The sequence below is a fragment of the Bacillus salipaludis genome (assembly GCF_004358205.1).
In genome coordinates this window covers 129,535-142,699 of record NZ_SMYO01000001.1, presented here as the reverse complement: position 1 = coordinate 142,699, position 13,165 = coordinate 129,535, and the positions used below count along the sequence as shown (strand labels likewise).

The 13,165-nt window shown below is 37.6% G+C and carries 15 protein-coding genes; 12 read left to right on the top strand and 3 right to left on the bottom strand.

The window, feature by feature from the left end; translation table 11 throughout:
• Position 1: 1 nt before the first annotated feature.
• The 5 genes from E2K98_RS00650 to E2K98_RS00630 all read left to right on the top strand — a co-directional run bounded on the left by E2K98_RS00650 (position 2) and on the right by E2K98_RS00630 (position 2,757).
• Complete coding sequence (locus E2K98_RS00650; RefSeq protein ID WP_026574925.1) at positions 2 to 457, top strand: RicAFT regulatory complex protein RicA family protein; 456 nt, start codon at positions 2 to 4, stop codon at positions 455 to 457.
• Positions 458 to 787: 330 nt separating this feature from the next.
• Complete coding sequence (locus tag E2K98_RS00645; protein ID WP_026574926.1) at positions 788 to 1,333, top strand: outer spore coat protein CotE; 546 nt, start codon at positions 788 to 790, stop codon at positions 1,331 to 1,333.
• A 122-nt stretch (positions 1,334 to 1,455) separates the two neighbouring features.
• The gene (locus E2K98_RS00640) at positions 1,456 to 1,968 is read left to right on the top strand and encodes a VOC family protein (RefSeq protein WP_133332410.1); all 513 of its coding nucleotides are present in this window, start codon (positions 1,456 to 1,458) and stop codon (positions 1,966 to 1,968) included.
• 170 nt (positions 1,969 to 2,138) lie between these two features.
• The gene (locus E2K98_RS00635; RefSeq protein ID WP_133332762.1) at positions 2,139 to 2,507 is read left to right on the top strand and encodes a VOC family protein; all 369 of its coding nucleotides are present in this window, start codon (positions 2,139 to 2,141) and stop codon (positions 2,505 to 2,507) included.
• Positions 2,508 to 2,565: 58 nt separating this feature from the next.
• Positions 2,566 to 2,757 (top strand): hypothetical protein, encoded by a 192-nt coding sequence (locus E2K98_RS00630; RefSeq protein WP_133332409.1) that lies wholly within the window; start codon positions 2,566 to 2,568, stop codon positions 2,755 to 2,757.
• A 36-nt stretch (positions 2,758 to 2,793) separates the two neighbouring features.
• On the opposite strand, the gene E2K98_RS00625 is transcribed toward E2K98_RS00630, so the two are convergent.
• Positions 2,794 to 3,351 (bottom strand): GNAT family N-acetyltransferase, encoded by a 558-nt coding sequence (locus E2K98_RS00625; protein WP_133332408.1) that lies wholly within the window; start codon positions 3,349 to 3,351, stop codon positions 2,794 to 2,796.
• 114 nt (positions 3,352 to 3,465) lie between these two features.
• Between E2K98_RS00625 and E2K98_RS00620 the strand changes: the two genes are divergently transcribed.
• From E2K98_RS00620 to E2K98_RS00605, 4 genes are all read left to right on the top strand, one after another.
• Entirely contained in the window at positions 3,466 to 4,116 is a 651-nt protein-coding gene (locus E2K98_RS00620) for a protein kinase family protein (protein WP_133332407.1), read from the top strand.
• A 109-nt stretch (positions 4,117 to 4,225) separates the two neighbouring features.
• Positions 4,226 to 4,969 (top strand): prolipoprotein diacylglyceryl transferase, encoded by a 744-nt coding sequence (locus tag E2K98_RS00615; protein WP_133332406.1) that lies wholly within the window; start codon positions 4,226 to 4,228, stop codon positions 4,967 to 4,969.
• The gene (locus E2K98_RS00610; RefSeq protein WP_133332405.1) at positions 4,962 to 6,377 is read left to right on the top strand and encodes a radical SAM protein; all 1,416 of its coding nucleotides are present in this window, start codon (positions 4,962 to 4,964) and stop codon (positions 6,375 to 6,377) included. The genes E2K98_RS00615 and E2K98_RS00610 overlap by 8 nt, the downstream gene beginning before the upstream one ends.
• Positions 6,378 to 6,401: 24 nt before the next feature.
• On the top strand, positions 6,402 to 6,689 hold the full coding sequence (locus E2K98_RS00605; protein WP_133332404.1) for a hypothetical protein: 288 nt from the start codon (positions 6,402 to 6,404) through the stop codon (positions 6,687 to 6,689).
• A gap of 31 nt (positions 6,690 to 6,720) precedes the next feature.
• Here the strand turns inward: E2K98_RS00605 and E2K98_RS00600 are convergent, their stop codons facing one another.
• The gene (locus E2K98_RS00600) at positions 6,721 to 7,776 is read right to left on the bottom strand and encodes a potassium channel family protein (RefSeq protein WP_165976141.1); all 1,056 of its coding nucleotides are present in this window, start codon (positions 7,774 to 7,776) and stop codon (positions 6,721 to 6,723) included.
• A 138-nt stretch (positions 7,777 to 7,914) separates the two neighbouring features.
• Between E2K98_RS00600 and E2K98_RS00595 the strand changes: the two genes are divergently transcribed.
• Both E2K98_RS00595 and E2K98_RS00590 read left to right on the top strand, forming a co-directional pair.
• Positions 7,915 to 8,499 carry a HutD/Ves family protein gene (locus E2K98_RS00595; protein WP_165976140.1) on the top strand — a complete coding sequence of 195 codons (585 nt, stop codon included), beginning with the start codon at positions 7,915 to 7,917 and terminating at the stop codon, positions 8,497 to 8,499.
• Between the two features lie 231 nt (positions 8,500 to 8,730).
• Positions 8,731 to 10,050: a GntT/GntP/DsdX family permease gene (locus tag E2K98_RS00590; RefSeq protein WP_133332401.1), complete on the top strand. Its 1,320-nt coding sequence runs from the start codon at positions 8,731 to 8,733 to the stop codon at positions 10,048 to 10,050.
• A 57-nt stretch (positions 10,051 to 10,107) separates the two neighbouring features.
• On the opposite strand, the gene E2K98_RS00585 is transcribed toward E2K98_RS00590, so the two are convergent.
• Positions 10,108 to 10,914, bottom strand: coding sequence for a MurR/RpiR family transcriptional regulator (locus E2K98_RS00585; protein WP_133332400.1), 807 nt, complete (start codon positions 10,912 to 10,914; stop codon positions 10,108 to 10,110).
• A 209-nt stretch (positions 10,915 to 11,123) separates the two neighbouring features.
• On the opposite strand from E2K98_RS00585, the gene gntK reads away from it, so the two are divergent.
• Positions 11,124 to 12,662, top strand: a complete 1,539-nt coding sequence (gene gntK, locus E2K98_RS00580) for a gluconokinase (RefSeq protein WP_133332399.1) — start codon at positions 11,124 to 11,126, stop codon at positions 12,660 to 12,662.
• The last annotated feature ends 503 nt before the right edge of the window (positions 12,663 to 13,165 follow it).

The following is a 13,165-nucleotide window of genomic DNA, read 5'->3' as shown; positions in this document are numbered from 1 at the left end:
AGTGACGAAGTATACAAAAGACGATATCGTCGCTCGTGCAACAGAGCTAGCGCGTATGATTGCGGAAACAGAGGAAGTTGATTTTTTCAAGCGGGCAGAAGCACAGATTCATGAAAACCCTAAAGTTAAAGTATTAATTTCTGATATTAAAGGGTTACAAAAGCAAGCGGTAAACCTGCAGCATTATGGAAAACCGGAAGCTTTGAAGAAAGTGGAAGACAAAATTGCATCCATTGAACAAGAATTGGATGAAATTCCTGTTGTCCAAGATTTTAAACAATCACAGCTTGAAGTGAATGAATTACTACAGATCATAGCTTCAACGATTTCTAATACGGTTACCGATGAAATCATTACTTCAACCGGCGGAGATGTATTGATGGGTGAAACGGGTGCCAGCTTGAAACATGGCGGCGGTGCTTGCGAAGGCCACGATGATTGTGATCACGAACATTAAAAATTGTAAGCCAGGCTTTTATAAAGCCTGGTTTTTCTTATGATTAGGTTATGTTAAAGGACAATGTTGATTTTGAACAGCATTGATTTGAGCGGAAATCAACAACCAAGTTTAACAGAGCCTATGATTAAATACCTTCTAAGTCCAGCACGCCCTTCATAAAAATAGGAAGAGACCTCAAAATCCTGATTACTTCGGAACATACATAAATATCCCGCATAAAATGAATTATGACTAAACTTTTAACCAGTGTTCTTCAAAATATATCGCACACTAGTCTAAATATTAGCATAGGATGAAATGAAACTGAATGAGGAGGGTTCGCGCGAAATGGGAGAATACAGAGAGATAATTACGAAAGCCGTAGTCGCGAAAGGACGTAAATTCACCCAGTCCAATCATACGATTAGCCCGGCGCATAATCCAACAAGTATTCTTGGCTGTTGGATTATCAACCATAAATATAACGCGAAAAAAGTCGGCAAGACAGTAGAGATACACGGCTCCTATGATATCAACGTTTGGTATTCATATAATGATAATACTAAAACAGAAGTAGTGACCGAACGTGTTCAATATTGTGATGTCATAAAGTTAAAGTATCGTGACCATGACTGCCTTGATGACAATGAAATTGTTGCACGGGTGCTGCAACAGCCGAATTGTTGTGAAGCCGTCATTTCCCCTAATGGTAATCGCATCATCGTCCATGTTGAAAGGGAATTCCTTGTCGAGGTAATTGGCGAAACAAAGGTTTGTGTAGTCATTAACCCTGAAGGATGCTCCTGTGACGATGAAGAATGGGGAATGGATGTTGACGACGAAGAATTCGAAGAACTAAACCCAGATTTCTTAGTCGGCTCAGAGGAAGAATAAAGATACTAGGAAGTTTTTACTTCCTAGTTTTTTCTTTTTTCTTTGCAGGGGATGTTTTCAGACTTTTGATTAACAAATTCTGCATTCGTCCTGTTTATAATAAAGGTAAGGGAGTGAGGAGAATGAAAATCTATCAGTTACAGTTAAAATGCTTTAAACTGGATGAAATGAAGAAATTTTATACAGAGGATTTAGAAATGGAACTCATAAGTGATGCAGAAACTTATTTTGCAGTAAGGGCGGGGACAACCAAACTAATATTTGAACTGGACAATCATTCACCATATTATCATGTTTGCTTCCGGACAAACTCGGAATACTATGACAAAATGTATGTGAAACTTGCTGAAAGAAAGCTTTTATTACCGGATGAAGACGGGCATTACAGCATGTTTTGGCAAGGAAAACAAGCGTATTTTCATGATCCGGACGGTAATATTCTCGAAATGCTTGAAAGACCTTTTCACTGGGGAGAAAATCGGCCGAAATCCTCATGGTATGATGTTGGAGAGATTGGTTTGCCCGTTCCTTCCGTAAAGGATATGCAAAATCTTTTGTTTTCGAAAGTATCCGACAATCAAAAGAGGAAAGTGAAACCTTTGCTTTTTATGGAGATAAACAGGGGGTTTTTGTGATTGTAAGGGAGGGAAGAAATTGGTATCCAACAGACCGAAGTGCAACGATTCATCCTATTACCGCTATTGTGTCCGGGTTACAGTCGGAGAGGTTCAATCATCCTGATCTTCCGTATACCATCATTGTGAGAAAGGAATGGAATGAAAGTGTTCCAGCAGTACAATTCCGGATGGCACGTCCAACGAATCAAATCGATAAAATAATTGAATTTTATCGAAATGGCATTGGTTTGGAACAGATTGGCGAGTTTCGCGGCCATGAAGGGTATGATGGAGTGATGTTCGGTCTGCCTAATAACAGTTACCATTTAGAATTTACTCAGTCAGAGGAAAAGGTGGAATTGCCAATCCCGACAAAAGAACATTTACTAGTTTTTTACCTTCCTAATCAGTTTGAGTTGGAGCGAATGATACATAGACTGTCGGCGATGGGGTACGGTGAAGTCACCCCTGAAAACCCTTATTGGGGAAGAGGCGGTGTTACGATTGAAGATCCCGATGGCTGGCGAATTGTCTTGATGAATTCTGTGGGCATTTAAAAGGATTGAATGATTTGAAGGGAAAATAAGCACCCTATCTCTAGGAGGTGGGTTGTGTATGAATCCAAAACAGCCTGGAAATAAAAAGCTGCCTGATTTTGACAAATTAAATGACCGGATCATTGCGGAAAGACCATCCGAGCCCATGTTAGTGATTAAAACCAATCTTGATTCAAAAAATGTAAAGGAAGAAAATCCTTATTATCATGGAGAAAACACAAAAGAATTTCAAGAATTTTTTGATGAATAGAAAAAGCCAGTGATTGCTCCTGGCTTTTTAAATTGTCTAGATCAAGCGCCTTTCTTTTTCCCATTCAGGCTTTAATAACGAAAGGACATACGTGTCATGGGATTGATTATTTTGTTTGATGTAGCCGCGAAGTAATCCTTCCTTTATGAAACCTATCTTTTTAAGAAGGTTAACTGATGCCACATTTTCGGGATATACAACCGCTCCAATCCGATATAAATCTAATTTTTCAAAACTAAATTGTAAAACCTCATTAATTGCCTCAGATGTATATCCATTTCTCCAATAATGAGGGTGTATTTCGTATCCAATCTCGGCTCGTTTATTTTTTAGCTGTAATCCATTGAGTCCTATAGTACCAATAAACTTTTGATTCCCTTTTAAGACAATCCCCCAGCGAATCCCTCGTTTTTCAATAAAATTTCTTTGAAACATATCTATTAATCTTGAAGCTTCAGCAGGGAAAGTAAAACGGTCAGTCCCATAGTATTTCATTACTTCGTCTAATGATAAAATTTCATATAGGCTGTTCACATGCTGGTGGCCAATTTCAATTAGCCTAAGTCTTTTTGTTCCTAAAATGGGAAATGCCATCTTATCCCTCCATTCTTTTTCATTTCAAATCAGTTTTTCAATTATTTTTACTGTATACTCAGTGTATTACGTTGCATATAAAAAAGGAAGGAAAAAAGGAAGTGAGTGGGGAAAATGAGCACGGATCATTATATCAAACTAATAGAAAATGAATTATTGCCTAATATACAATTAATCTCTCCCAATCCATTTGACCCCATTTTTGTTCGAAATCAGTCGAAGTCATGGATAACAATTGGAAATGGAAATTATGCCGGTGTTTTTTCACATGGTTCTGATCCAGGTCGTGTTGTCAAGGTTTACGGAAGAAGTCCTGAGGAACTGAAAAAAGAAATTGAAGTCTATAAGCGATTAGGTAATCATGAAACTTTTTCGAATTTAATAGCTTATGGGGAGAATTATTTAGTACTAAAAAAGCTTGAGGGAATTACGTTGTTTAATGCAATCATAAAGGGAATTCCGATACCGGAAACGGTAATAAAGGATATTGATCGTGGCTTAGACTATGCCAGATCAGTTGGTTTAAACCCCTATGATGTTCACGGGAAAAATGTCGTGATGTATGAGGGAAGAGGCTATATCGTAGATGTCTCGGATTTCTATAAAGTGGGATATTGTAGTAAATGGGATGATCTGAAAAAAGCCTATTATAAAATTTATCAACCATTTTTATTAAAACATCATCCAAGGATTCCTTTTTTTATCATTGATGGGGTTAGAAAAGGATACCGGGTTTATCGGAAATTAAAGAAGCGAAGGAGTTGAGTAAAATCACTCTTCTCTTATTCTATGAATATAGTTAAAAAATAGTAAAAGGGAAGAATTATTTTCCAATATTCTGATACTATAGAGGGGAGAAGGGAGGAAGGATGAAATGCAGTTTCCGTTCTATATCTTTGGAATACACCCCCATTTTTTATTCGAATCACTTGCTTATTTCATCGGCTTTCGCGTTTATTTATATACAAGAAATAAGGAAAGGATTCCAATAGACAAAGCATTGTGGGTTGTTGTCGGTGCTACATTAGGTGCAGCTTTGGGTTCAAAACTGCTTTATTGGTTTGAGGACCCCAAAAAGACGCTGGAACATTGGAATAGTATCCTATATTTAATGGAAGGGAAAACCATTGTCGGTGGTTTATTGGGCGGATTAATTGGGGTGGAAATTGCGAAGAAATGTATCGGATGGACACGTTCCACTGGAGATGATTTTGTTCTTCCTCTAGCAGTGGGTATGATGATTGGGCGGATTGGCTGTTTTTTAACTGGGTTAGATGATCATACCTACGGGGTTGCAACAACATGGTTTACAGGTGTGGACTTTGGCGATGGTGTAAAAAGGCATCCAACACAGCTGTATGAAATTTTTTTCCTAGGAATTCTTGTATTCTGTCTGTTTCAAATGAAAAGAAAAAAATTCGGTTGGGAGGGGCTTTTGTTTCAACTCTTCATGCTTAATTATTTAACGTTTCGCCTTTTAATTGATTTTATCAAACCAACACCGCATCCTTATTGGGTTTTTAATAATATCCAAATTGCTTGTTTGCTTGGAATTACGTATTACATATGGCTGGTAAACAAAAAACAAACCGAAAAGAGGAGAGCACTTTATGCCTAATCGTCCGTATTTGTTTTATGAATTGACCAATAGTATTTGTTCCACCTGTTTGCGAAAAGTCGAAGCTAAGGTCATTATTGAAAATGAAAAGGTTTACCTCGTGAAGAATTGTCTGCAACACGGCAGGGAAAAGGTCTTAATTTCAACAGATGTTGAGTATTACAAATGGTGCCGTGAGTTTATTAAGCCTTCGGAAATGCCATATCGCTGGAACACACCAATTAAATATGGATGCCCCTATGACTGCGGTCTATGTCCCGACCATGAACAGCACAGCTGCTTAACACTACTTGAAATTACCGAGCGCTGCAATTTAAAATGCCCGATTTGCTATGCAGAATCCTCCCCGCAAAAGGGAACCTTCCGTAGTTTAGAAAAAATTGAGTTTATGTTAGATCAAATTATTAAAAACGAACGGGAACCGGATATTGTGCAAATAAGCGGTGGGGAACCAACGATTCATCCGCAGTTTTTTGAAATTCTTGATCTCGCAAAATCAAGACCAATCCGGCATATAATGGTCAATACAAACGGCCTCCGGATTGCTAATGATAAAGAATTTGTGAAGAAGCTCGCCACCTATTCACCAGGATTTGAGATTTATCTCCAATTTGATAGTTTTGAAAAAGATGCACTTGAAGAATTAAGAGGCGTAGATTTAAGAGATATCAGACAAAAGGCAATCGAAAACCTAAATGAATACAATATTTCTACGACACTAGTAGTTACTTTGAAAAAAGGGCTAAATGATCACGAAGTAGGAAAAATCATACAATACGGCCTGCAGCAAAAATGTGTTCGCGGTGTGACTTTCCAGCCGATTCAGGCGGCAGGCAGATTAGAAGAATACGATCCAGCAGTCAACCGTTTAACATTAAGTGAAGTCCGCCAAATGATCATCGACCAATCCAATGTATTTGGCTCAAAGGATATCATCCCTGTCCCATGTCATCCTGATTGCCTTGCAATGGGTTATGCTCTCAAACTCAATGGAGAGGTTACTCCTTTAACTGGGTTAGTGGATCCAAAGATTCTGTTAGAAGGGGAACGCAATACCATTGTTTTTGAACAAGACGAAACAATCAAAAATATGATTTTCAAATTATTCTCGTTAAATCATTCGCCCGATTCCTCTGCCTTATCGTTAAAGGATTTATTATGCTGCCTGCCAAAGGTGGCGATGCCGGGAGAAATCGGCTATGATAATGTTTTTCGCGTCATTATCATGCAATTTTTAGATGCCTACAATTTTGATGTCCGTTCTGTTAAAAAATCGTGTGTACACATTGCTCATCCAGATGGAAGAATTATTCCGTTTGATACCTATAATTTATTTTACCGTGACGACAAGGAACTTGAGTTACTGAAAATCAGGGAAGAGCTTGAGGGGAAAACAACCGTTAAATAGTTAATTTTAAAGGAGCTGAGTGGTTTGGACCAAAATCAGGATGGGAAAGGCGGAAATGGATCTTTAAAAGACCTTTGGAGAGGGATTGGAATATCAGTTGGGATTTATTTATTAGGTCTTCTGATCATGTTTGCCGTTCCAATGATTACCATTTTTTATATCTTTGCTGCCCCGATTGCCCTTATTATTTTGACCGTTGTCAGCTTTTCGAAAGGAAAAAAACAATTAGGTCAGGGATTATTGATTGGTATTGGTCTTAATATCTTGTTGTTTGCTGCATGTTTTGGTATTATCATTTTCAATCTTGGATGACAAAATGATTCCCTATAGTGCCAGAGACCTTTTAGAAGGTATCTGGCATTTTTTCGCATAAATTGGTAAAGCTTTGTTTGTTATAAATAATGAATAGTTGTGCATCTGCGGGAATTGGCTCGTCTAATTTTTGATTGATGTGAAGATCACCGCCATCGGCAATAAGAGTGGCTCCTTTGTTAAGAAGATCCAAAAATGCGTCTCGGTAGGTTTTCCAATGAGCTTGTTTTGTAATTTCGAAGACAGATTCCCCTGCCTCAGTGCTCAATAATTCTGAATACATATGTGTTACACCGTGAGAAAAGAGTGATCTAACTGCAGCATGTGAAATCATTTCTTCCGTCGGGATAAATTCATCAACATTGACTTGCTTGAATAATGGTAAATGGTTTTGATTAATGACTTCTGCCGTTACATGGATTGATTTATTTAATTTTTCCTCCATTGTTGTGATGGCAGTGGCAATTAATAACGTTTTCCCATCGACTAACAGGGGATCTTTTTTAGGAAAGGTTTCTTGTGATGATCGATCAGCAAAAATAATAACCCCTTTTGCCTTTGACAAGTTTGCTTGCTTTAGGGTTTCCTCATTTGTAGCATCCCCGCGAACATAAAACAAGCGTTCTTCCATTATTGGTGCAGTTTCGACATGATCAATTACGACAATATCAACTTTTTTATCAGTTTTAAAAATTTCTTGAATGGCTAATTTTGTTTTTTCACTCCATCCAATTAAAATAAAATGATTTTTACCTGTATATTTCATTTTCCCTCCAGCTTTATGCTTTTCAAATAACCTAAATGAGGCAAAGATTTTCCCAAAGAATAAACTTAAAAGGCCAACTCCGGTAATATAAAGAAAAATGGTAAAGGTTTTTCCAACATTGGTGACAGGAGCATAGTCACCGAAACCAACTGTTGCTAACGTAGTAAGAACCCAATAAACACTAGTAAGATAGGACTCAAAGGTTTTGGGTTCAAGAGAATAAGCAATAAATGAAGCGATTAAGATGTAAAAAAGAATAAAGGGCAGAAAAATTCTACCCCTTACCATGGTTAGGTAATAGAGGAATTTGATTAATTTCATGCCCATAAAATCATGCCAAGCTTAAAAGAGAAACAAATAATTTTCTTTATGTTTCCCGAAATAAACGGTAAATTAAACATAGAAAATACAGTTGTTTTTTATCTACTATATAACAACATTTACTGGAGTGATTGTATAATGCATTCAATAAAAATAATCAAAAAAAATCAACAAAAAACAAGCTTATGGTCGGGTGGAAAAACAACCCAATTGGCTATTTACCCGGAAAATGCGGACTATTCTTTGCGTAATTTTAATTGGCGGATTAGTACTGCTGAAGTAGAAGTTGAAGAATCCCTTTTTACGCACCTACCAGGAATCAATAGAGTCATTATGATTCTTGAAGGTGAAATGTACCTTGAGCATGAAGGACAACGTTCAGTGTATTTAAGGCCGTTTGACCTGGACCGTTTTGATGGAGAGTGGACAACACGGAGTAAAGGGAAGGTAACAGACTTTAATTTAATGTTGGCAAATGGATTTGAGGGGGATCTTTCTGCGATCCATCTTGGAAAAGTGAATCCTGATGTTAGGTTGGTATTAAATGGACAAACTGAGATTTTCTATTGTGTCGATGGAACGGTTCATGTTGACGCAAGTGAAGATGAAGCATTCTTGTTAGAAAAGGGTGACACAATGATTATCAACTCAGAAGTAAGGAATATCACCTTACAAAGGGATAAGGACATTAATACTTCTATTATAAGAGCTAGTATTTATTAAGAGAGAATCTACCTTTTAGGGTAGATTTTTTTATGGGAAAAATACGAAAAAAATTTTTTCTTAAAAACTATTGATAAAAGAAAATTTCTTTCATATAATCAGAGTATGCCTTGAAAGTGCTTTCATCAATTATTGGCCAAATAATGATATAAAGTTTTTCAACAAAATGAGAGAAAAAATTTTATAGACGTTCGAAAGGGCTTACAAAAAAAGGGAAGGTGAATTCAACGTATGACAAGCTTATTGCTTACCTTATTAGCTATTATTATTGTTATAATCGGAGTTTCAGTGTTTAAATGGCATGCATTTATAAGTTTAACAGTCGCAACTCTATTTCTAGCCATTTTTTCAGGTTTATCGATGGATAAAATTGTTAGCGGAATTGAAACAGGAGTTGGCGGTGCTTTAGGTCATTTAGTCGGTATTTTAGCATTAGGTACAATTTTAGGTAAAATGATGGCTGAATCAGGAGCAGGCGTTCAGGTTGCGAATTTCTTCGTTAATAAATTTGGCGTAAAAAAACTTCCATGGGCCATGATGTTAGCCGGTTTTATTATCGGGATCCCTGTATTCTTTGAAGTTGGAATCTTAATTGTACTTCCATTGGTTATTTCAATCCATAAAACATCAAAACAAAATATTTTATTGATTGCCCTTCCAGCCATCGCAGGATTATCTATCGTGCATGGTTTAGTGCCACCGCATCCAGGTGCAATTGCCGCTATTTCGATTTATAATGCGAACATGGGAAAGGTACTGCTATATTCCCTGCTTATTGCAATCCCATCTGTAGTCATTGCAGGTCCAATATTTGCTAAATGGGTTCACAAGCGGGTCATTCCAGAGAATGAGCCTGAATTAATTAAAATCAATATGGCAGCACAGAAATTACCTAGCACAGGATTATCATTCTTTATTATATTACTACCTGTAATCTTAATGATTTTCTCAGCTGTCGCTCCATATATAGGGATTCCAAGCGGAATTACGAAATTTTTCATCTTTATCGGTAGTCCGCTTATTGCACTCTTAATCGCTTGTTTTGCCGCTTTCTACTTCCTTGGAATTCGTCAAGGCATTGATAAAAATGGGATTAAGAAATTTACGGAGGAATGCTTCCTTCCAGTTGGTTCTATCATTGCTATTATTGGTGCTGGGGGCGGATTTAAACAAATCCTTATTGATAGCGGCGTAGGTGCTACAATCGGTGATATGTCACAGAATATCCACCTATCACCACTTGTGTTAGCATTTATGATTGCAGGACTAATTCGTATTGCAACTGGTTCAGCAACTGTTGCTTTAACAACGGCAGCAGGAATTGTGGCACCTATCGTTCAACATATGTCAGGTGTCAATATGGAGCTTCTCGTAATTGTTACAGGTGCAGGTTCACTAATGTTCTCACATGTAAATGATGCAGGCTTCTGGATGGTGAAAGAATATCTAGGCTTGTCTGTTAAGGAAACCTTTAAAACCTGGACAGTATTAGAAACGATTTTGTCATTCGTAGCTTTTGGTGTAGCTTTAATTGTAAATATGTTTATTTAATGAAAAAACCTCCTTCATCGAATACAGGTGAAGGAGGTTTTTTTTATAGATGAAAATTTATTTCGTCTCTTGGTTTATCTTATTTAGATTGGCAATATTTAAACATAAGGCATCGATCATACTTATTTGAGCAATTTGTGATTCAAATCCCACTGATAGGTACTCGATTTCCTCGGTATTGGTATAAAGTGCTACATCAACGTTTAAACTAATTGGGGATTTAGGAAATCCCGTTATTCCAATCGTTTTGGCACCGGTTTCATGAATGATTTTTAAAATATTCATAGTCTCTTTGTTTGACCCTGAATGAGAAATGATAATGGCTGTGTCCTCTTCGGTTAAATGGGAAGCAGACATCAGTTGATAATGGGTTTCCATATAGGAGGAAGCTCTAATACCAGCCCGACCGAGCTTGGAGAAGGCGTCCATTGCAATAATGGCAGAACCGTTTGTACCAAAAACCTCAACCCGTTTAGCCTGAAGGATGAAATCGATTGCCATTTTAATTTTATTATGATCAACGATTTGTAATGTATTTTGTAATGTTCTTATATTTGATTTGAAAATTTTTTCCGTCAGAGTTTTTTCGTTATCCTTAAATGACACTTCTTCATGAATGGTCCGTATCGGAGTCATAATTTCTGAGGCAAGAGCAATTTTCATTGCTTGAAAACCTTTGAAACCAATCCGTTTGGAAAATCGAAACACAGTGGCATCCGCTATATTTAAATCATCCGCTACTTCGTTGATGGTACGGTGAATAATTGTTTCAGGTTTTTCTAATATATAATCAGCAATTTTTTTTTCTTTTTCGCTAAATTTGGCATAGTTGGATCGGATGGAACCTAAACAATTTAGTGTCATACATGAAACTTTCCTTTCAATATGGTCCTAATCTGAGTATAGCATAATTGATGAATGAAAAAAATTTTTTCATGAAACCGTTTGCTAGGTGAAATTTTTTTCGTATAATTAAATTGTATGAAAAAAAATTTCATAAGATGTAAAAAAAATATAGATTAGTGAAAAATATATTCTTTTTTGCAACAAAGATTTTCTAGGAGGAAAATAGAATGAATTCAAAATATGTAATCGGAGTAGATATCGGAACAACAAGTGCAAAATCTGTTCTTTATGCCGTAGATGGAACAGTTATCGCAAATCATGGAATTGAATATCCCTTATTTTCTCCAACACCTGAAACGGCTGTACAGGATCCGGAAGAAATATTTCAGGCCGTTATCAATACAGTCAAAAATATCATGCAGAAAAGTCATATTGACCCGGCGAATATTCTCTGTGTTTCCTTTAGTTCTGCCATGCATAGTTTAATTGCAGTTGACCAGGAAGGAAAGCCATTAACAGAATGTATAACTTGGGCTGATAATCGAAGCTCTGACTGGGTCGAAAAAATTAAAACAGAAATGAATGGACACGAAATTTATCTTCGTACGGGAACACCGCTTCATCCAATGACCCCATTAGCGAAGTTAGTTTGGCTGCGTAATGACTATACTGAGCTTTTTACCAAGAGTTCAAAATTTATTTCTATTAAAGAATATATTTTATATAAGCTGTTTGGAAAATATGTTATCGATTACTCCATTGCGTCTGGAACAGGCTTGTTTAATATCTATACATTAACATGGGACGCGGAAGCGCTTAATGTTGCAGGGGTAACAGCGGATAAACTTTCGGAGCCTGTCCCGACTACCTATCAATTAAATGGGATGAACGCGGGATACGCCAAAGAGATGAACCTGCTTCCGACGACACCATTCGTTGTTGGCGCCGGGGATGGACCGTTATCGAATCTAGGAGTCGATGCCATTGAGCCAGGAGTCGTTGCGGTGACAATTGGCACAAGTGGAGCTATTCGGGCTGTAACGGATCGGCCGATGACTGACCCTAAGGGAAGAATTTTTTGCTATGCCTTAACAGAAAATCATTGGGTCATTGGCGGCCCTGTCAATAATGGCGGAATGATTTTCCGCTGGGCTCGCGATCAGCTGGGTGATGCGGAGGTTGCGACAGCGAAACGTTTGGGAAAAGACCCCTATGAGGTGTTGACAGAAATTGCCGACCGGGTAACGCCTGGTGCTGATGGATTATTATTTCATCCCTATTTAGCTGGGGAAAGAGCACCATTGTGGAACTCAAATGCCAGAGGATCATTTTTTGGCCTTGGTATGCATCATAAAAAAGAACATTTAATCCGCGCCGTGCTTGAAGGAGTCATTTTTAACCTTTATACCGTTCTTTTGGCGTTGTCGGAATTAATGGGAGAGCCGAAAAAGATTCAGGCTACCGGGGGGTTCGCCAGATCTGAGCTATGGCGGCAGATGATGGCTGATATCTTTAACCAGGATGTATCGATTCCGGAGAGCTTTGAAAGCTCTTGTTTAGGGGCAGCAATTTTGGGGCTTTACAGTATGGGCGAAATTGATTCATTAAATGCAGTTTCGGAAATGGTCGGCGCGACCTACCATCATACACCAAATAGCGAGAATGTATCGATTTATGAAGATTTAACGCCAATTTATATCCGTCTATCACGGATTTTGCAGGAAGAGTATGAAAATATTGCCGCATTCCAGAAGAAATGGGTGTAAAAGGCTTTTTTGGGGTTGAAGACTGTCCTTCATCGAATGATGAAGGACAATTTTTTTGAGCTATTAAAGAGATTTAGTCTTCATTGAGGGGATGAAGACCATTTTCATAGATGTGAGGAAGAGATATGGTCTTCATCGAATGATGAAGGACAATTTTTTTGAGCTATGAAAGAGATTTAGTCTTCATTGAGGGAATGAAGACCATTTTCATAGATGTGAGGAAGAGATTTGGTTATCATCAAGGGAATAAAGACCATTTTCATGGATAAGAGGAAGAGATTTGGTTATCATCAAGGGAATGAAGACCATTTCCATGGATAGCAGGAAGAGATTTGGTCTTCATCGAAGGAATGAAGACCATTTTCATAGATGTGAGGAAGAGATTTGATTATCATCAAGGGAATGAAGACCATTTTCATGGATAAGAGGAAGAGATTTGGTTTTCATCGAGGGGATGAAGACCATTTTCATAGATGTGAGGAAGAGATTTGGTTTTCATCAAG

Bases quoted from the DNA above. Each gene is read 5' to 3' on its own strand.
- E2K98_RS00610 (WP_133332405.1), top strand. From the start codon at position 4,962: ATGCCTAATCGTCCGTATTTGTTTTATGAATTGACCAATAGTATTTGT.
- E2K98_RS00595 (WP_165976140.1), top strand. From the start codon at position 7,915: ATGCATTCAATAAAAATAATCAAAAAAAATCAACAAAAAACAAGCTTA.
- E2K98_RS00585 (WP_133332400.1), bottom strand. From the start codon at position 10,914: ATGACACTAAATTGTTTAGGTTCCATCCGATCCAACTATGCCAAATTT.
- E2K98_RS00640 (WP_133332410.1), top strand. From the start codon at position 1,456: ATGAAAATCTATCAGTTACAGTTAAAATGCTTTAAACTGGATGAAATG.
- E2K98_RS00645 (WP_026574926.1), top strand. From the start codon at position 788: ATGGGAGAATACAGAGAGATAATTACGAAAGCCGTAGTCGCGAAAGGA.
- E2K98_RS00600 (WP_165976141.1), bottom strand. From the start codon at position 7,776: ATGAAATTAATCAAATTCCTCTATTACCTAACCATGGTAAGGGGTAGA.
- E2K98_RS00625 (WP_133332408.1), bottom strand. From the start codon at position 3,351: ATGGCATTTCCCATTTTAGGAACAAAAAGACTTAGGCTAATTGAAATT.
- E2K98_RS00615 (WP_133332406.1), top strand. From the start codon at position 4,226: ATGCAGTTTCCGTTCTATATCTTTGGAATACACCCCCATTTTTTATTC.
- E2K98_RS00620 (WP_133332407.1), top strand. From the start codon at position 3,466: ATGAGCACGGATCATTATATCAAACTAATAGAAAATGAATTATTGCCT.
- gntK (WP_133332399.1), top strand. From the start codon at position 11,124: ATGAATTCAAAATATGTAATCGGAGTAGATATCGGAACAACAAGTGCA.
- E2K98_RS00590 (WP_133332401.1), top strand. From the start codon at position 8,731: ATGACAAGCTTATTGCTTACCTTATTAGCTATTATTATTGTTATAATC.
- E2K98_RS00635 (WP_133332762.1), top strand. From the start codon at position 2,139: ATGGCACGTCCAACGAATCAAATCGATAAAATAATTGAATTTTATCGA.
- E2K98_RS00630 (WP_133332409.1), top strand. From the start codon at position 2,566: ATGAATCCAAAACAGCCTGGAAATAAAAAGCTGCCTGATTTTGACAAA.